Source organism: Pseudomonas sp. CCC3.1 (genome assembly GCF_034347405.1).
Classification (GTDB): Bacteria; Pseudomonadota; Gammaproteobacteria; order Pseudomonadales; family Pseudomonadaceae; genus Aquipseudomonas.
Genome location: NZ_CP133778.1, coordinates 2,461,796 through 2,480,592 on the forward strand (window position 1 = coordinate 2,461,796; position 18,797 = coordinate 2,480,592).

Annotated in this window: 14 protein-coding genes; 4 read left to right on the top strand and 10 right to left on the bottom strand. The window is 58.2% G+C overall.

The genetic code is table 11. The features are described 5' to 3' along the window. Positions 1-20 precede the first annotated feature (20 nt). From RHM56_RS11215 to nikA, 6 genes are all read right to left on the bottom strand, one after another. Positions 21-2,135 (bottom strand): TonB-dependent siderophore receptor, encoded by a 2,115-nt coding sequence (locus tag RHM56_RS11215; protein ID WP_322241249.1) that lies wholly within the window; start codon positions 2,133-2,135, stop codon positions 21-23. 225 nt (positions 2,136-2,360) lie between these two features. After that, a complete protein-coding gene (gene nikE, locus RHM56_RS11220; protein WP_322241251.1) occupies positions 2,361-3,131 on the bottom strand; it encodes a nickel import ATP-binding protein NikE in 771 nt (256 codons plus the stop codon). After that, on the bottom strand, positions 3,128-3,898 hold the full coding sequence (locus tag RHM56_RS11225) for an ATP-binding cassette domain-containing protein (protein WP_322241252.1): 771 nt from the start codon (positions 3,896-3,898) through the stop codon (positions 3,128-3,130). Before RHM56_RS11225 ends, nikE begins: the two co-directional genes overlap by 4 nt. Then, entirely contained in the window at positions 3,895-4,740 is an 846-nt protein-coding gene (gene nikC, locus RHM56_RS11230; protein ID WP_322241253.1) for a nickel ABC transporter permease subunit NikC, read from the bottom strand. Before nikC ends, RHM56_RS11225 begins: the two co-directional genes overlap by 4 nt. Further along, a complete protein-coding gene (nikB, locus tag RHM56_RS11235) occupies positions 4,737-5,678 on the bottom strand; it encodes a nickel ABC transporter permease subunit NikB (protein ID WP_322241254.1) in 942 nt (313 codons plus the stop codon). The genes nikC and nikB overlap by 4 nt, the downstream gene beginning before the upstream one ends. A 3-nt stretch (positions 5,679-5,681) precedes the next feature. Further along, positions 5,682-7,256 carry a nickel ABC transporter substrate-binding protein gene (gene nikA / locus RHM56_RS11240; RefSeq protein ID WP_322241256.1) on the bottom strand — a complete coding sequence of 525 codons (1,575 nt, stop codon included), beginning with the start codon at positions 7,254-7,256 and terminating at the stop codon, positions 5,682-5,684. A 91-nt stretch (positions 7,257-7,347) separates the two neighbouring features. Here nikA and nikR point away from each other — a divergent pair, with 91 nt between their 5' ends. Further along, positions 7,348-7,773 carry a nickel-responsive transcriptional regulator NikR gene (gene nikR / locus RHM56_RS11245; RefSeq protein WP_322241257.1) on the top strand — a complete coding sequence of 142 codons (426 nt, stop codon included), beginning with the start codon at positions 7,348-7,350 and terminating at the stop codon, positions 7,771-7,773. Here nikR and RHM56_RS11250 read toward each other — a convergent pair. Next, positions 7,752-8,987: an MFS transporter gene (locus tag RHM56_RS11250; RefSeq protein WP_322241259.1), complete on the bottom strand. Its 1,236-nt coding sequence runs from the start codon at positions 8,985-8,987 to the stop codon at positions 7,752-7,754. The two genes, nikR and RHM56_RS11250, sit on opposite strands and share 22 nt — an antisense overlap. A gap of 387 nt (positions 8,988-9,374) precedes the next feature. Here RHM56_RS11250 and RHM56_RS11255 point away from each other — a divergent pair, with 387 nt between their 5' ends. The 3 genes from RHM56_RS11255 (at position 9,375) to RHM56_RS11265 (ending at position 15,809) form a co-directional block, all read left to right on the top strand. Then, positions 9,375-10,559, top strand: a complete 1,185-nt coding sequence (locus RHM56_RS11255; RefSeq protein ID WP_322241260.1) for a sugar transporter — start codon at positions 9,375-9,377, stop codon at positions 10,557-10,559. Between the two features lie 487 nt (positions 10,560-11,046). After that, complete coding sequence (locus RHM56_RS11260; RefSeq protein ID WP_322241262.1) at positions 11,047-14,694, top strand: toxin VasX; 3,648 nt, start codon at positions 11,047-11,049, stop codon at positions 14,692-14,694. A gap of 377 nt (positions 14,695-15,071) precedes the next feature. Then, positions 15,072-15,809: a hypothetical protein gene (locus RHM56_RS11265; protein ID WP_322241264.1), complete on the top strand. Its 738-nt coding sequence runs from the start codon at positions 15,072-15,074 to the stop codon at positions 15,807-15,809. Positions 15,810-15,914: 105 nt separating this feature from the next. Here RHM56_RS11265 and mntP read toward each other — a convergent pair whose 3' ends face one another. The 3 genes from mntP to RHM56_RS11280 all read right to left on the bottom strand — a co-directional run bounded on the left by mntP (position 15,915) and on the right by RHM56_RS11280 (position 18,712). Further along, positions 15,915-16,484: a manganese efflux pump MntP gene (mntP, locus tag RHM56_RS11270; protein ID WP_322241266.1), complete on the bottom strand. Its 570-nt coding sequence runs from the start codon at positions 16,482-16,484 to the stop codon at positions 15,915-15,917. 239 nt (positions 16,485-16,723) lie between these two features. Next, on the bottom strand, positions 16,724-17,467 hold the full coding sequence (locus RHM56_RS11275; protein WP_322241267.1) for a response regulator transcription factor: 744 nt from the start codon (positions 17,465-17,467) through the stop codon (positions 16,724-16,726). 9 nt (positions 17,468-17,476) lie between these two features. Next, complete coding sequence (locus RHM56_RS11280; RefSeq protein ID WP_322241268.1) at positions 17,477-18,712, bottom strand: GAF domain-containing sensor histidine kinase; 1,236 nt, start codon at positions 18,710-18,712, stop codon at positions 17,477-17,479. Positions 18,713-18,797 lie beyond the last annotated feature (85 nt).

Below are 18,797 nucleotides of genomic sequence, written 5' to 3' on the forward strand. Positions count from 1 at the left end.
TGTCCGGCCCGTTGCCGCTTTTAGAATTTCCAGCTCACGGACGCCGTCACATTACGCGGATCGCCGTAGTTGCTCTGGCCATAACGTACGCTTTGCAGGTACTTCTGGTTGGTCAGGTTGTCGAGATTCAGCTGGGTGCTCCAGTGCGAGTCGATCTGGTAACTGCTCATCAAGCCCACGAGCATATAGGCGGCCTGATTGGCTGCCGGGGTTGTGTCGTTTTCAACCTCGCTCTGCCATTTCACATTGCCACCGATCTTGATTTTCGGTGCCATCGGCAGTTTGTAAGTCATGGACGAAGTCAACGCATTGCGCGGGATAAACTTTCGGCCGCGCTCATTATCAGCATCGGTGATGTACACGTAGGTATAGCCGCCGCTGACTTGCAGGCCCGGCGCCAGCTCGCCCGAGGCTTCCAGCTCAATCCCGCTGCTCTTGTAGGACATGCCGTCGTACAGATAGCCGCCCAGGGCTGCGTTATAGCCAGAGTAAGTGGCGACGTTGTCTTGCTGGGTATGGAACACCGCGGCCGTGACATTCAGTTTGTTATCCAGCACATGGCCCTTGATCCCGGCCTCATAACTCTTGCCTTCCAATGGGTCGAGTACTTTGCCCTGTGAGTTCAAGTAGTACTGCGGGTTGAAGATCTTGGTATAGCTGGCATACAGCGAGTACTGAGGTGTCAGGTCGTAAACCACGCCCGCGTACGGCGTGACCTTGCCATGAATACTCACCTCGCGTGCCGAACCATAGTTCTCGCCATCGCTGTCGGCGCTGAGCATGCGCGCGCCGGTGATCAGGTGCAGGTCATCGGTCAGGTTAAAACGCGTACCGACATAGACACTTTTCTGGCGGTCGGTGTAGTCCGAGGTCGCGTCGGCGCTGGCAATGTCGTAAGTGGGTTTGGCGATCGAGCCGTTCAAAGCGTCTTGCAGCGAGACCGAGGTGTAGTACGACGAGGTGCCGTACAGCGAGGTTTCCTGGGTTTTAGAGCGCGCCACGTTGGCGCCGAAGGTCAGTTGATGCTCGCGGCCGCCGAGGCTGAACGGGCCGCTGAACGAAACGTCGCCATCCAGTTCGCGGGTCTTGTCCTTGTATTTGGAGGCCAGACCGGTATAGCCAGTGGACGATGTGCTGTCCCCGTAGATGTAGAACATGTTGGTGTCTTCGCGGTGATCCATGGCAGTCAGGGTCAGCGTTGACTTCCAGTCATTGGCGAAGCTGTGTTGCCATTCGGCAAAGGCGCGCGTGGTGTGCACGTCCCAATACACCCACGGCTGAGAAATGTTCGAACTGGTGCTGTGGTAGTGAATGGCATTGCCGCTGGCATCGGTCAGCGGCAATGCGCCCCAACTGGCGCCGTTGGCGTTGGACTTCTGGTCTTCATAGCCCACGGTCAGGGTGTCGCTGTCAGTCAGGTCGAAGGCCAGCATGCCGCTGAAGATGTTCTTTTCCCGGGAGTAGTTATCCAGGTATGAATTGCCCACTTCGTTGGCGTAAATCAGCCGTCCGCGCACATTGCCCGAATCGGTCAATGGCCCGGAGACATCCAGGTCGACTCGGCGCTTGTCCCAAGAGCCGCCACTGACACTGATTTTGGCTTGGGTGTCAGCTGTCGGGCGTTTACGGATGAAGTTCACGGTGGCAGATGGGTTGCCGGTGCCGGTCATCAGGCCGTTGGCGCCGTGCAGAATGTCGACTTGCTCATAGGGCGCCATGTCGATATCGCCCACCAACAGGCCGTTATTCAACGGCATGCCCATGCCGTCGTACTGAAAGTTGGTGATGTCAAAGCCGCGGGCCGTGAAGTACGTGCGGTCGGTTTCGACCTTCTGCACATTCACTCCCGGCGTGTTGTCCAGCACATTGCGAATACTGTTGAGGTTGAAGTCATCGAGTTGCTCGCGCTTGATGCTGGTAATGCCTTGCGGGGTTTGCTGGGCGCTGAGGTTGAGCCGGGTGGTCGTCGCGCTGGGCTTGCCCTGATAACCATCAGGCGTGTCTTCCTCGGTGTCAGCGGCACTGACGGTGGTGGCAGGCAGATCGACTGTGTTGCCAGAGGCGAAAGCGTGGTTGAACAGACCTAAAGCGACCAACGTAAAGGCCGATGTTGGCAAGGTGAACATTTTGCGCATGATCTGCGAATACTCCAGATGAGGAACTGCGTAACCGAGAAAGGGTTACAAAGCTTCACACCTGAACGAATAGCAATCATTGTTATTTACAAATCTTTACCATTTGTATTTGCACGGTTTCAAATCTCTTGTGGGAGCCTGGCTTGCCAGCAATTCAGGCAATGCAGTTTTCTGTTAAACCGCGTTGATACTATCGCGGGCAAGCCCGCTCCCACAGGATCATCCTCACTTCGGCATCGCTGGCAATACCGCTTCTTGCAGGATGCGCGCTGCCGGGTGCTCGAAGCGCATGTGCGGGGTCACTTCACGGTCTTCGACCAAGCAGCCTTCGGCAAGCACCACAACCCGCTGGCAAAAACGCTGCACCAGGCTCAGGTCATGGGTGATCAACAGAAAACCAGTGCCGGACGCTCGGCGCAGGTCAGCCAGCAGGTCCAAAATCTGTACTTGCAGCACGCGGTCCAGGTTGGACAGGGCTTCATCGAGAATAATCAACTGCGGGCCAACGGCCATGGCCCTGGCAATTCCAGCCCGTTGCAACTGGCCGCCGCTGAGTTGCGAAGGCAATTTGTCGTGGTCGCTGGCCAGCAGTCTGACTTGCACCAGTAATTGCTCAACCCGTTCTTTGCAGGCATCACCATGCATGTTCGAAAGATGGCGCAACGGTTCGGCAATGCTCCAGCCAATCGTGCGCTGGGGATTGAAGGCGCTGAGGGCGTCTTGAAAGACCATTTGTACCCGTTGCAAGAACTGCGGGTCGAGCCCCTGCAAGGGTCGGCCATTGAAGGTAATGCTGCCTTGATCGGCATGTTCCAGGCCCATCAGCAGGCGGGCGAGGGTGCTTTTACCACTGCCGCTGCCGCCCAGCAGACCCAGGCTCTGGCCGTCGTGCAGGTCAAGATCAAGAGTGCTCAGCACCTGAATCCGATGCCGTTTGCTGAACAGCCCGCCCGCGGTGTAACCGTGGCTCACGTTGCGTACCTGGATAAGGCTCATGGCGTACAGGCCTCCATCGTCAATGCGTGATGCGCCGCCAGCAGCGTGCGCGCTTCTTCACTTTGGGGGGCGTGGAACAGGGTATGCACATCGGCCTGTTCGACGATCCGCCCGTGGGCCATGACCGACACCTGATCGGCGCAGCGTGCCACGACGCCCATGTCATGGGTGATCAACAGCACGCCCAGGTTGCGTTGCGCCACCAGCCGCTCCAGCAGGTCGAGAAAGCGCGCTTGGGCGACAACGTCGAGGTCGCTGGTGGGCTCGTCGGCGAGCAAGAAATGGCTGTCGGCCAACAAGGCCAAAGCAATCATGACCCGTTGCAGCATGCCGCCGCTGAGTTGGAAGGCAAACGAATCGAGAATCCGCGGCCCATCGAACAGTCCCACTTCATGCAGGGTGTCGTGGATCAATTGCTCGGCCTGCGCACCGCGCACGCCGCGGATGTGCAGAGTCTCCAGTGCATGCTGTCGCAGTGAGCGCACCGGGTTGAAGGCGCTGCGCGGGTTTTGCAACACCAGCGCCACCTCACGGCCACGCAGTTGGGCGGGCTGCACCACGTGCCCATCCAGGCGCAGGGTGGCGCTGCCGTGCACGCCCGGTGGCAGCAAGTCGAGAATGCCCAGGCAGCTCAGGGATTTGCCCGAACCGCTGGCGCCGACCAGCGCATGCACCTGACCAGCCTTGAGTGTCAGGTCCAGATGATCGACCAGTGTGCGTTGCTGGTGCTTGAGGCTCAGGCCTTGAATGCTCAGGGTTCGGGTCATTCTTTGATCTCCGCCAGGACGCTGGGGTCGAGCCGATCACGCAAGGCGTCACCCAGCAGGTTGAAAGCCATCACCGAGATAAAGATCATCAAGCCTGGCCACAGCAACAGTTGCGGGTGGGTCCAGATAAATTCCTTGGAATCATTGATCATCACCCCCCATTCCGGCGTGGGCGGGCTCACGCCCAACCCCAGAAAGGACAGCCCCGAGACGTGCAGCATCATGTGACCAATGTCCATCGAGGCCAGAACCAGCAACTGGCCCACTACGTTAGGCATCACATGTTGGCGCAAACGGGTCAGCCGCGAAGCCCCGGCCAGACGTGAAGCCAGCACGTAGTCACGATTGCGCTGGGCCAGCACCATGCCGCGCACCATTCGCGCATACCAGGCCCAGTGCGACAGGGCGATGGCAATGATCACGTTGGTCAGCCCGGTGCCCAGCAGGGCAATCAGGAAGAACGCCAGCACCAGAGTCGGGAAGGTCAGGAACATGTCGCACAGGCGCATCAGAAACATGTCGATCTTGCCGCCGACGATTCCGGCGATGCCGCCAATCGTCACCCCAAGTATCAACACCAGAGCAAGCACCAACACCACGCTGCCCAATGACAATTGCGTGCCGACAATCAGCCGTGAAAGCACGTCGCGCCCCAGATGATCAGTGCCCAGCCAGTGGTGGGTGCTGGCGGGGAGCAAGCGGTCGTCGAGGTTCACCAGCGTGGCGTCATACGGCGCGATCCAGGCACCGAACAAGGCGAATAGCAGTAGCACGCCAACCAGTACATACCCGACCCGCACCCCGCCTTTTTTGCTGGAAAATGCTGCGCTGAATGTATTCATGCCATCACCCCCGACAGACGCGTACGGGGGTCAAGCCAGGCGTAGCAAATGTCGACCACCAGATTGCACAGCACCAGCAATGTGGTCAGCAGCAGGGTGAAGCACTGCATCACCGGGAAGTCGCGATTGAGCACTGCGCTGACCGCGAAGCGCCCGACGCCAGGCCAGGCAAAGATGGTTTCGATCACCAGCGCGCCGCCCAGCAACTCGCCAATGTGCATGCCGGTGGCGGTCACCAGCGGCATCCAGGCGTTGCGCAGGATATGGTCGCGCCACACCTGGCGTTCGTTCAGGCCGCGAGCCCGCGCATAGAACACATGCCGCTGCTGGCGGACATCCAGCAGGCTGGCCCGCAACAGGCGGGCATTGATTGACATCGACATCAGCGCGATGGCCAAGACCGGCATGATCAGATGCTCCAGCCCGCCACGGCCCATGGGCGGCAACCAGCCCAGCCACAGCGAGAGCAGGGCAATCAGCAGAAACGCCAGCCAGAAGTTGGGCATCGACACCCCGATAAAGGTGATAAAGCGCACCACCTGATCCGGCCAGCGGCCTTTCCAGCGTGCCGCCGCAAGGCCCAGGGGAATACTCATCAGCAGCGTCACCAGCAGCGCCAATCCACCCAGTTGCAAGGTGGCCGGCAGGTAATACAGCAGGTCATCCAGCACCGGGCGCCCGGTGATGTACGAGATGCCGAAGTCCAGGTGCATGGCATTCCACAGCCACGTCACGTATTGCTCCGGCAGGGGCCGGTCCAGGCCCAGTGCATGCCGGGCTTCGGCCAGTGCCATATCCGTGGGCGGAATCTGCGACAGGCGCAGGTAATCCAGCGCCGGGTCGCCATTGCCCAGGTGCAGCAGCACAAAGACGATCAGTGACACCCCCAGCAGCACCGGGATCAGCAGCAACAGCCGAAAAATGATATAGCGCAGCATGGTTCAGGGCTTCCCGGCGGCAGGGCGCATGATTTCAAACGGCACGTCAAACAGCGTGCTGCCGAACTGCGCGTTGTCGACTTTTTTACCGCTGACACTGATGGCCGTGAGGTGCGAGATCGGCAAGTACACCGCCTGATCCTGCAAGGTGGTGAGGATTTCGCGGTAACCCTCGGCGCGTTTGGCGTCGTCGGTCTGGGCAAGGACTTCGGCGATTTTGTGATCGATCGCGTCTTTCATGGGCAGCCCGCGTTGCGCCATGTAGTCGGCGTGCCCGGCATAGCGCATGGAACTGACAAACGAGTGCGGATCGTAAGGTGCGCCCCACGTATCAGCGAAGATCATGCCGAAGCGGCCTTCACGCTGACGCTGCACCAGCGAGCCGTCTTCTTCGGCGCGCAGTTTGACATCTATGCCGACTTTGGCCAGTTCGCCCTGAATGATTTCAGCCAGGCTCTTTTGCAGCGCACTGGTGCCCAGAAACACCAGTTCAATGCGCAGTGGCTGGCCGTCTTTCTCGCGAATGGTTTTGCCGGTCGAGAGCTTCCAGCCCGCGTCATCGAGCCGTTGCCGCGCGTGCTGCGGGTCGTAAGGCAAGGCCTTGAGACCTAGATCGGCGTACGGCATGTTGCTGGCAAACAGCGCATCGGCGCGCGGCTCCAGGCCGTGCAGTACCTTGGCGATGAGGGTGTCTTTGTCCACGGCCTGATTGATGGCCTGACGCACCGCCAACTCGTTGGTCGGTGCCAGGCCGGTGTTCATCGCCACCGTGCGGGTGGCCAAGGGCGCGGAAATGGCGGTCTTGAAGCCCGAGTCGCGCAGCCGGACAAAAGTGCCGGGGGAAATCTCGCCTTCGGCGCCCTGAATCAGGTCCAGCTCGCCGGTCTGCAAGGCGATGGCGCGGCTGTCCGGGTCGGAAATGACTTTGACCAACACCGAGCCATAAGCCGGTTGTGCGCCCCAGTAATGCTCGTTGCGGTCGAAGCGGTCGTATTCGCCGCGCCGGGTTTGCGCCAAGACCCAAGGGCCGGTGCCCACCGGTGTGCCCGGCTTGGCGTCGGGGGCGGCAAAGCGCAATGGGCGCACTTGCGCCAGTTCCATCAGGGTCGGGTAATACGGGTGCTTGAGTTGCAGGACCAGCGTGTGTTCGTCCGGGGCTTCGACGCGCTCCAGGGTCGAGACCAGTTCCATCCACTGATGGCGCTTGCTGTTGGCCAGCACCGCATCGAGGTTGGCTTTGGCCGCCGCCGCATTGAACGGGCTGCCATCGCTGAACTGCACACCGTCACGCAAGGTGAAGGTGTACGTTTTGCCATCGGGCGACACGGTCCAGTGCGTGGCGAGCCAAGGTTCGAGCGTGCCTTGAGCGGTGTAGCGCACCAGTGGCTCGTACACCATCGCCTGCGCGTACATCTGGTTTGGCGAATAGCCTCTGGGGTCCAGCGGCCCGGCATTGGTTGGCCATGAGTAGATCAAAGTAGGGGCAGGGGCGGCGCTGAAGGCCGGTGTGACAGCGGCGCTCAGGCAGGCACCGATGATCATTAGGGCAAGCTGTTTTTTCGTCGGTGACTGCTTCACACTGCGTCTCCCAAAAGTTGATGGCCTTTCGCCTATACACGCGCTGGGTGTGAAGTTTATGTCAAAAGTTCATAACTGCGAGGCTAATTACATGCAAAGGGTCACCATTTCGCTGGACGAAGCCTTGCTGACAGCGATTGACGAGCGGGTGGGCACCCATGGCTATCAGGGTCGATCCGAGGCCATACGCGATTTATTGCGTGCCGGGCTCTTGGGCGAGGATGGCGGCGACCCGCAAGCCGCCTGTGTGGCCACCTTGAGTTACGTCTATGACCACGGCACTCGGGAACTGTCCAAGCGTCTGAACAGCGCATTTCATGAGCACCATGACCTGACCTTGTCGACCCTGCATGTCCACCTTGATCAGGGCAAATGCATGGAAGTCTCGGTGCTCAAGGGCAGCGTCGGTGAAGTGTCGGAACTGGCGCGCCACGTCATGGCCGAACGCGGGGTTCAGCATGGCAGCGCGCAGATCATTCCGTTAAGCGAGCTTGATCAGTCCAGCGCAGATGCCTGAGGGCTGGCAGATCTCGACTGAGACAGGCGCCGCCACAACAGGCGGCCAGCCGTGATTGTCCAGTTACACACGGCGATGACCAGAATGATCGACAGCAGGGCAGGGATGCCGTAGCTCACGATCACGTGCCCGGCCAGCCACGGAAAGCCGAACACCCCGACAAAATACGCCAGGCTGAACAACACCAGTGATTGTGAGGTGTACCCGACCGGTGCTTCGTTGGCGGCCAGGCCGTTAATCACCGAGTAGGTCAGGCCGTAACCCACGCCCAGGGTGATGGCAGCCAATACATACGTCGCGCTGGAGTGCACGGAAAACATGAACATCAGCACCGAAACCACAATCAAGGCAGTCAGCACGCACGCCATCACGTAAGGATCACGCTTGATGATAAAACCTGCGACCAACAGTCGGCAGGCGATGGCTGCGCCCATGAAGCCTAGAAAGAACAGCGAATAGTCCAGGTGATTGAGCGTCGCGTAAGAGGTTTGAAAGCTCGACAGCCCGCCGAAAATGGCGCCGCCCAGACCGACCATGACAATGGCGAAGACGGCTTTTGAACCCAGCACTGACACGGCAGCGCGCGGGGTTATTTTGCACACGCTGACTGGCCCGATCAGGCGGCTTTGGTGTTTGATTTTCGGGCCAATGCAGACGAAGACAAGGCCGCCCAGCAGGCTTGCAATGGCGGCCATCACAAACGCTGATTCCACGGGGTAGCCCAGCGCTTCGCTGGCACGCCCGATCAGCGGGCCGGTGCCGATGCCGGTCAGCATGCTGCCCGAGAGCAGGGCAAAAAATTTAACGCGGCGGGCCGGTTCGATAATCATCGCCACGATGATTGGGCCCAGGGTGTAGAACACGCCCCAGCCCAACCCCAGCAGCAAGCCAAAAATCAGCACCGCGGTGCCAAAAGTCTGGACGCTGGCAAAACCCAGGCACGCGGCAGCCAGTAACATGGCCCCGGCGGCGATGGCTCTGGGGGCGCCGAACAGATCAGTCAAATGCCCGGAGAAAATCACCGCGGCAAAGGTACTGAACATAGCCACCGAAATAATCGTGCCCGCGTCGGATTCACTGCCGCCGTGGGCGCTGAGCATCATGGCCAGTAAAAACGTGGTGCCATATGACACCGACAACAAGAAGCTGCCCAGACAGAAGAGGCCAAACACCCCATTCGAGGTTCGAGGAGCGGCAGGTGCAGAGGCGGGCATCAGGGGAGTCCTTGCGGGTCGATTATGGGTGCGTCCCTTTTAATACCAGAATGCGCATGGACGTCAGGATTCAAACGTTTGAATCCTGAGGTTGCGATGTTCTAAACAAATGCCAAGCGCCCGCACTTACAGACCTGCGCGAACGCTATAGAATGCCGCTCAGTGTGGTTCTGACTAAGCTCTGTACGACATGTATCTGCGCTCGGTTATGCTGCGTTGAAAACAGGCTCGAAATGCTCATTTACAACCCGTAAATTCCGCTTTCTTGCCTGTTTTCACCTTGCCTAACCTTCGCTCGAAAACATTTCGTACAGAGCTATGCTGTCTGCAAAGGCAGCCGAGTCACGAGCCTGTCAGACCATCGATAGCGAGCAGTGCACCCCTTAAATGAGCAATTCCCCTGCGACACCTAGCGCAAATTGGCAACCGGTCATCGCACTGGCGCTGGCCGCGTTTGTGTTCAATACCACTGAATTTGTCCCTGTAGGCCTGCTGAGTGCCATTGGTGCCAGCTTTGACATGTCCACCGCCAACGTCGGATTGATGCTGACGATTTACGCGTGGGTGGTGTCCTTGACCTCGCTGCCGATCATGCTGCTGACCCGCAACGTCGAGCGCCGCAAGCTGTTGTTGGTGCTGTTTGGCATGTTTATCGCCAGCCATCTGCTGTCCAGCATCGCGACCAATTTTGGCATTTTGCTGCTTAGCCGGATTGGTGTGGCGTTGTCCCATGCACTGTTTTGGTCCATTACCGCGTCGCTGGCCGTGCGCCTCGCCCCCGAAGGCAAGCAGGTGCAGGCCCTGGGCTTGCTGGCCACCGGGACTTCACTGGCGATGGTATTGGGTGTGCCGCTGGGGCGTTTGCTGGGCGAGGCCATGGGCTGGCGCACCACGTTCCTGGTAATTGCCGCACTGGCCGGATTACTGGTGCTTTGGCTCACCCGAACCCTGCCGTTGCTGCCTAGCCAGAACTCGGGCTCGCTCAGAAGTTTGCCGGTGCTGTTCAAACGGCCTGCACTGGTGGCGATTTATGTACTGACGGCCGTCGTCGTCACCGCCCAATTTACCGCTTACAGCTATGTCGAACCCTTTGTCGAAGGGGCCGCAGGCATGAGCAGCAATACCGTGACCTTGATTCTGCTGTTGTTCGGCGGGGCAGGGATCATTGGCTCCCTGTGCTTTAGCTGGTTTCACAAGTACAACCCTCAGGGCTTTCTGATGATTGCTGTAGGGTTGCTGGCGCTGTGCCTGCTGTTGCTGTTGCCGGCCAGTGGCTGGGTCGAGTCGCTGAGCGTTCTGAGTATCGTCTGGGGCATGGCGATCATGGGCTTTGGCCTGGCCTTGCAGTCGAAAGTCTTGACCCTGGCACCCGACGCGACCGACGTGGCCATGGCGATGTTCTCAGGCATCTACAACATCGGCATCGGCGGCGGTGCGTTGCTGGGCAGTTGGGTCGGCGGCCATTTGGGTTTTGCGTATGTGGGGCTTGTGGGTGGCTCGTTGGCCACTCTGGCGCTGGTTTTCTACAGTTGGACGATGTACCGGCTGACGCGCTCTGGTACAGCCAGTTGAGTTAACGAGAAGAGGAATCTGACGCGCTGTCAGACTCCTCTTTTGGTGCTCCCGGTATGGGCGCACTATCCAGGCCATGAGCGCTTACAGATCAAAAAGACCGCAGCCTTCGTGCCTCGTCAGCGCCTACACGATATGGCTGCCACTCTTCTTGTTTTATGAATGAGAGAGTGGATAAACGTGCGCCGTTGTATTTTTTGCTCAATAACTAACTGCGCAACTTCTTGCGCAGTTAAATTGAGATTTTTCTGTGAATAACGTTCTGCTGGCCAGAGCAATAAAGAGCTGTAGAGGAGTGCGCAATAAGTTGCGCAGCGCTGCGCAACTTATTGCGCAGTTTTGCCTGTTTTCCGCTCGATAGAGTCGCTGTTTTGACGGGTGTTTATTTCAACTGATTGATTTTTATCTATTTTTTTATTATTGGCATGGGTATTGATGTGCTTGGGTTCCTATCAGGGCGAGCCCTGCACCTGCGAGAGCCCTACTAATGTCGACTGTCTTCAGGCCCAAAAACCCCAACAACGTCAACCTCTCACGAGACGATGCGCGAAACAGCATGGGCACCTGCCCATTGATGAAAACCACCGTGCAACTGATCCCGCTGCGTTACGGGATGGTCGATAACCCAGCGCTGGACCCCTCGGGCGAAATTCCGATGCCCTACAGCCTTGGCGCTCGGCCACTAGGGATACGCCTGCTGCGCGATGGCTGGTTGTACGTGATTGAAAGTCGCAGTGGCACCTTGTCGGAGTACCGCATAGACGACGGGCTGGTCAGCGCCATGCTGTGGCAAGGGCTGGCGGTATTTGACGACGACCGCGACGAGCCGATCTACGAGCCGAACCTGATTTTCCTCAAAACCAGTACCTTGTACGTCGCTTACGCCGAAGTGCCGTGGACCGCGAAAAAGTGCCAGCAAGTGCTGAATTCGCCTTCCGAGCGTAACCACTTCATGCAAGCGGTTGATCTGCGCAAGGCCAACTGCGACACCGGCGGGCCGCACTTGCTGACCCCGGACATGGCCGAGCATTGGCTGGCTGAAGTGGCGACCGAGAAGATCGAGGCGCAGCAGCAGGCACCCGCAACAACCCTGGCTGAACATGCCCAACACACGCAACAACGTCTGGACATCGAACTGCCCGAGCACGAGCGCAAGCCGTATCTGTGGGAAAAACCTGCGCGCTTCAATGAAATCTCCATGAACCGCCTGACCGGTTGCATTCATCCTCAGTACCGCCATGACGTGCTGTACCTGGTGCTGGACGACACGCTGGGCGTGCTGCGCGACCTGGCCAATTATCAGGATGAGGTCGTGGGTTGGATCGATGACTGGAGCAATGGCGGGCCGAAAAAGGGCAATAACGAGCGCGACTATTTACTGGCGTGTTACATCGAATCCCTGAGCCAGCTCAATGCGCCGAATGTTCATACGCTGCTCGGTGACAGCTCTGACCCGGCGCATAAAGCCCTGCTCGATGATTTGCTGTGCATGGCTGAGCCGCAGCAAGGGGTGACGGACGCGGCGATCATTGAGTACCTCGAAAAGGGCGGCTTGATGACCCCGCCTGCGGGGAGCCCGGTGCCGGATGAGTTAGAGCTGTTGCGTCAGCGGGCACAGGCTGCAGCCCTTGATACTGACTATTCACGTGAGATGAGCAATGGCTCTGATGCGCTGAGTGCGCTTGAGGATGTTGATCGCCGCTTCTTCACACGCGAACACTTTCGAGTAGCGCCACCGGCATTTGTCGATAAGCACTTCGAGGTGTTGATAGCGCTGGGTAGGCAGCAGGGCCAGCAGATCACGGGCCTTTTATACGGGACTAAACTGGGGCAGCGCGGGATTAACGACCTGATCGACCGCGAAGCGATGGATCGCGAACTGTTTGCTCATCGTGCCGGGCTTGCACGCTGGAACCGCCAACTCGACCTCATCACTGCCGACCGAACAGACTTGATCTGCTCCGGCGCGTTTCACAAAGCCGCTTGGTACTTTGATCCGATGGACATCGGGCAGACGGGGCATGCCTTTACCCTCGAATACGCCTGCCTAAAAGACATTTGCCGCAGCGACGATGCCTGTGACCAACTGCTGGCTTATTGCGAGCGCGAGCCGCAATTTAGTCGCCCGCTGTACTACACCTTGCCCTACAGCGACCAAACCTCACTTTGGGTGCAGTACGCGTTCTTGCTGGCGGCGGGTATGGTTCTGTTCAACAACAGCCCTGAACTTTTGGCCCGTTTACGCACGATTGAACAGAGCCGTTTACCAGCGCTGGACGACCTGCCGCAGAGCACCCGCTCAGTGGCCAATGCCGCGCTCAACGCCCTGACCCCGGCGCTTAATCGTGGGTTGGAAAAAGTACTGCTCAACTTTGACGAATTCTTCAAAAACAACGCCATGCCGGACGTTGAAGAACTGCTGCGCAAACTGCCCACGGCTTTGAAGTCGCGAATACTGCAAGCGTCTAAAACCGAAGGCGTGACGTTTCACTTTTCTACCCCGCAAGAACAGGCCGCGCTACGAGAGGCGCTGCAAGAGACGTTGAAGCTGCGTACCCAAATAGCCCTGCTTAAAAAAAAGCGCGCCCAGTCCAATCGTAAGAACGGCCACAAATCGGCCACTTCTCGCGAATTGTTGGAACAGATCGATTACGACAACCAGCGACTGGACCTGGAGCAAAGGCGGCTGGCTGCGAGTATTAGCCCAATCCCGGAACTGCCGGATGAACATGCGCGGCTTTTTGGCTCTACACAGGGCAAAGCAGGGTTGACGGTCATCTTCTCCAATGAAGGCAAGCGCCAAGTGGCCGGGCTGATAGAGGATTTTCGTCAAGGTGTGAGCCGTGCGCCTGTGTTGAATGTGCTGGGGGATGGGGCGGCGCTGTTGCTGTTTGTGGCTCAGGCGGTGAATTTGGTGCAGGTGTATAAGGAAACGATGGCTGTTTCGAGAGACAAGAGGGATTCGGTTCTTCTCATGAGTGCGTTTGCTGCCACTGGCGCCGCTGGGTTTGCTGCTACTCAGGGAGTGTTTGATACGGCGCTAAGCGCTCAGTTGAAAAACTTAGAGTATGGTTTGGCTCGGACTGCGCTCAGTCGACTTCAAGTCACGATCGGCAAGTTGCATGTTGGATTGGGGTTTTTTAATTACGCCTTTGGGGTTATTGCTGCGGTTGCTAGTCTCAACAGTTATCACAGTAATTGGCTGCAAGCAGTTCGTAGTGGAAATCGAAGCGCTCAAAACGCTGCGATGGTGACTATGATTGCGGCAGGCAGTCTGGCGGCCAGTAATGCTTATGGATTTATCAATACAGTACAAGCAGGGCTAAATGTATTGCAGGCTGCCAAAGGTGCCGCTCGCGATACGGCGTGGAAGGTTGCTGGCACTCGTCTAAGCAGTGTGTTTTTTCGTTTTAACCTGGCGGGTGCGTTCTTTACGGTACTGGAATTAGCGGGTACCTGGCTTTACAACCGCTACAACACCAGTGCCCATGATTGGTGGCTGCAAAGCACTCCGTGGGGTCTTGATGTAGACAAACGCAAAGAATTAACCCTGCAAGAGTTTCAATATTACTTAGAGGTGCTGCAGCAAACGCCCTTTGTAGAAGTCAAGGGCTCCGGGGAGGAGTCGTTTTGGCAAAGCATGCTGCCCAATACCAAGCCGGGTGAGATTTGCATAATCCTTCCTGGGCGGGCTGTCTGCGACTATCACGTCACGCTGGAGGGGAGGGCCAGTCATGCTCTTAAGATCGGCGCTCAGCGCATCACTACGTCTTTGCGAGGTGATCGAGGCATTCCCATGGAACATCGCGAGTTCGTTACCGAACAGGTGCAGGCCGGGTTGTACCGTGTGGCAAGCAAGCTAGAAAAAGAACAAAAGGGTCCGGCACCCCTGTTGTTAAAGCTCACTTATCCACGCAACCCTGAGCCTGGGTTCGGCAAAGTGTCTGAGGAGTTATTGATTGAGCTTGAGCTCCATTCATTGGATGACAAAGGGCAACTGGTTCAGCGCACCTACCGCATTCGTTTTGATCCTGTTAAGGGCGGGCGCTTTATGCCGGCGCAGCAGCACTTCGAATCGAGCGCTGAGATGCCTTTATTGATGATTGAAGTAGATGCATTGGAGTTGCTGTCATGACCAAGGCCAAAGCAAAAGCCAAAGCTATATCACTTCAATCACCCATAAATGGGATGCAAAAAAAAGCAGGTGACCTAGAGTTGTTTCCTGGTGGGCGGCAGACCTATTTAGCTCCGTTACCCCTACCCACCGAAGCAGAACCTTGTTGCCCCTATATCAGTGATTACAACGATATCTGCTTGGACTTTGGAGGAGGGCGGCCTAATGTTTATTCGTATCAAATATGGCTGGGTGGACCGTTTACATTTTTCTGTTTAACCGCTTTTGGAGCCCCGCTATTATTTTGGTTTATGGGTTTGACTTTGGGATATGGCGCAGCAGAGAGTTGGGAATTTTCGGTGGACTATTTTCAGTTTGCTTGGAAATACTCAGCGTATATGTGGCTCGCATCCTCAGCCATGTGCCTTTATGTCTGGCTCGGAGCCCACAAACTCTTCACCACCGTCATCCCCACCCGTTTCAACCGCCAGCGCCGCGAAGTCTGCTTCATGCCCGACGGCGCCACTGAACCTTTATTCGTCCCATGGGAATCGCTCTCTGCCTGGATCGTTCAAGGCCAGAGCGCGAGCCAATACGGCGTCACTCGCCACTACGGAATGGGCATGGGGTTTGAGCATGAGGGCGAGTTGGTTCGTGTCGAATTCCAATGCGGCGCCTTGCAACTGGCAATCGCCAATTGGGAGGCGGTTCGCGGTTACATGGAGTACGAACTCAACGACCTGCAAGCCATTCAAGATCCGCTGGAGCTGCATGAACCCGGCGACCCGTCCCATGAAGGTTTGCACACCTTTCGCAATGCCCGCGCCAGTTTGCATCGGCGAATTCGCGAAAAAGAGGCGGGATGGATCTATGGCTTTTTTTGGTACGTCTACCACGTGATGACGTTATGGACCTTGCCCAATCATCTGGTCGAGTGGGAGATAAAACGCATCGCCAAAGTCGGCCGCCGAGCGCTGCCGCAGGCGATGCGCGAATGGTCCGAACCCTTGCCGCCTGAGCAGTGGGCCAAGCCCAGCGCCGAGTTGCTGCGTTTGAGCGCCAAGGTTAGAGCCTTGGTAAAGCGTTCACCCCGCAGAGCGATTACTGAGATTTTCGCTGAGGTAAACACCCGTTAAAACGTGAACGTGTACTGCGTAGTTAGGCCTTGTTCCCGTGAGCGTTTACCCCGCTGATTGTGGCTGGAGAGCGGTCTGTTAAAGGCCGTCCTCTGTACCGAATTTTTACGCCGCGCTTAAATGCTCATACAAGATCGTCGACCCGACGAGCATCAGCACCACTCCGCCGACAATTTCCGCACGCTTGCCCACCAGGCTGCCCAAGGCGCGGCCCAGCAGGGTGCCGATGATCACCATGGTCATGGTTGCCAGGCCTATGGCCGCTGCCGCGAGCCAGATGTTGACGTCGACAAACGCCAGGCCAACCCCCACCGCCAGTGCGTCGATGCTGGTAGCAATCGCTGTGATCACCAGAATCCAGAAGGAGTGCTGCGCAGGTTTGTCCTCGGGTTCTTCTGCCTCGGGCTTAACCCCGTTGTAGATCATGTAAAGCCCAAGCCCCAGCAGCAGGGTGAAAGCGATCCAGTGATCCCACTGGGTCACATAACTGCTGGCGGCCTGGCCGATGGCCCAGCCGATGACCGGGGTGATGGCTTCAATCACGCCAAAAATAAGGCCGGTACGCAGGGCTTCGCAAAAGCGCGGTTTGTGCAGGCTTGAACCTTTTCCAATGGCTGCCGCAAAGGCATCCGTGGACATGGCAAAGGCTAGGAAGATCAGGGCAATGGCGTTCACGATTACAGTCCAGTCGGGCTTGAAAACAACGACATGGCCCTGCGCGCCCGACTTCAGCACAGGTATGTCGTTGGTCTCGCAAATCCGAATGGATGCCATGGCCACGGCAGGTTGCCGAGAATGTTGACCAGAGCGCCGTCACACAGGTGACAGCCAGCTACTCCCCAAAGAAGGTCCGCAGAATAGCAGCCGTGGGTGAAAAAAATGTGAAAGCTCGTTCCTACAGGGGGCGTTTTTGTTCAATTCCAGACATGTTTGAAACGCGGGTCTTTGAGCCATTCCTGCAACTCGATTTCGGCCTGTTCCAGCGCGGTGCGGTTCAGCAGCTTGCGCAGCAGCGCCACGTTGACCGCGCGGGCGCGCAGGTTAAAGGCGGGTCCGCTGTCGCTGTCTTCTGCGGGCTGGCGCACGCCGAGTTTTTCGTAGAGCTGTTGCAGGCGATTTTGCACGCTGCGCAGCGACAGGTTGCGACGCTGGGCAATGATGCGGTCGGTCAGGCCCAACGCGATGTCTTGCAGCACTTCGTATTCAGTGTCGGTCAAGCCCAGCAGCAGGTTCTGGCTTTTTTGCTGGACCCCGCGCACTTCACGGTCAATCACGCATTGCTGTTCGATAAACAGGCTGCGCAGCGCCAGGCGCAGGCGATCTTCGGAGGCGGTCTTGAGGATGTAGCCGTAGGCCGCGCCCTCGGGGACGATGCGCGATATGCCACGTACGTAGGCTTCGTCGGCGTAGTTGGACCAGAACATGATTGAGGTCTGCGGGCGCTCGCGCCAAATGGCCCGTGCGGCCTCAACCCCTGTGCGGCGGGGCATCTGCAAGTCCATGACCACAGACGTGATGGCAAATTCATGGGCCAGGCGCTCGCCGACCAGCCCGTCTTCGGCTTCGAGCAAGCGCTCGCACTCGGGCAGCGCGCTTTCTATGACTTCTTTGAAGAAGGCCCGGTGCACCGGGTCGTCTTCGATTAACAGAATATCCATGGTGGTTCCTTAGGCGTGCGTCGGCAGCGGCAGGCTGATTTGCACGCAAGTGCCTTTGCCGCTCGGGCCTTTGTCGATCTGAACGTGCGCACTGAGCAGCTGCGCGCGGACCTGCATGTTTTTGATGCCGCCGGTTTCCAGGCGGCTGATAGGGTCCAGCCCGCGTCCGTCGTCGAGTATGGTCAGTTGCAGATGGCTGCTGGAAGCGGTGATTTCGACGATGATCACCCGCGGAGCGGCGTGTTTGATCGCGTTATTCACCGCTTCTTGAATGATTCGGAACAGGGCGATTTTCTGCGGCTCGGCCAGTGCGTTAGCCAGCCCGTCAGTGTTGTCGTGCAATTGCGTGATGATCGGCAGGCCGCTGTTACGCACGCTGCGCAGCAACAGGTCTTCGAGGCCTTCGACAAAGCCGAACAGTTGCAGGATGGTTGGTTTGACGGCGTCGATGATCAGCCGCAACTCTTGCATGCTTTCGTGCAGGGCCTGGCCGATGGGGGCGAGTTCTGACGGCGTCACGTTGTCTTGCAATTGCAGGCGGGCGATGCGCCGGTGCAGGCGGGTCATGTCCGCCAGCGTCTGGTCATGCAGGTCCATGCCGATGCGCTGGCGCTCGTTTTCCAGCTCTTCGGTGAGGCGCAGCACCCCTAGGCGCAGGCCTTCTTCGCGGGCGCGGATCTGCGCTTCGACAATGGCCAGTTGTTTGGCCTGTTCGGTTTGGTGCAGGGCGTAGAGGTATGAGGCCAGCAGGTCGGCCACGTGCTGGGTGTGGTGCACGTCATCGAGGGTGTAAAAGTTGGCCACGTGGGTCGAGCAACTCAGCGCGCCGATGACTTCGCCCCGAGCGCGCAGGGGCACATGCAGGCGGCTGCGCAGGTGCGCATCGAAGATCGGGTGGTTGAGTGCGCCGGGGAACTGGAAGCGCTCATCGACCATGGCGTCATCGCTGAGAATGTACGGCGTGTCACCCAGCAGCAGCGAGCGAATCGGGCTGCGCGCTATTTCCAGCGGATTAATTGCAAAGTCGCTCCACGAGGTGTGCAGACCTGTTTCGTAAGCCGACAGGTGATTGTCGTCATCGAGCAGCAAGCTGACGTCGAGATGATCGTGGGGCAGGATATGGCGGATCTCTTCGGACACGGCCTCGATCATTGACTGAAAGTCCAGGCGTCCGGCCAGCGCGCGGGAAATCCCGAGAAAATGGTGCAGCACGCTTTCAGCTGCGATGGGGGTTCTTTGTGCCATGGCCTGCGACCTGTCATGAGGTTCGCCCGCTGGCGACCCGAGCCACGATTATGGCTCAAAGCTGGGCTGCGGCATGGGCAAAAAT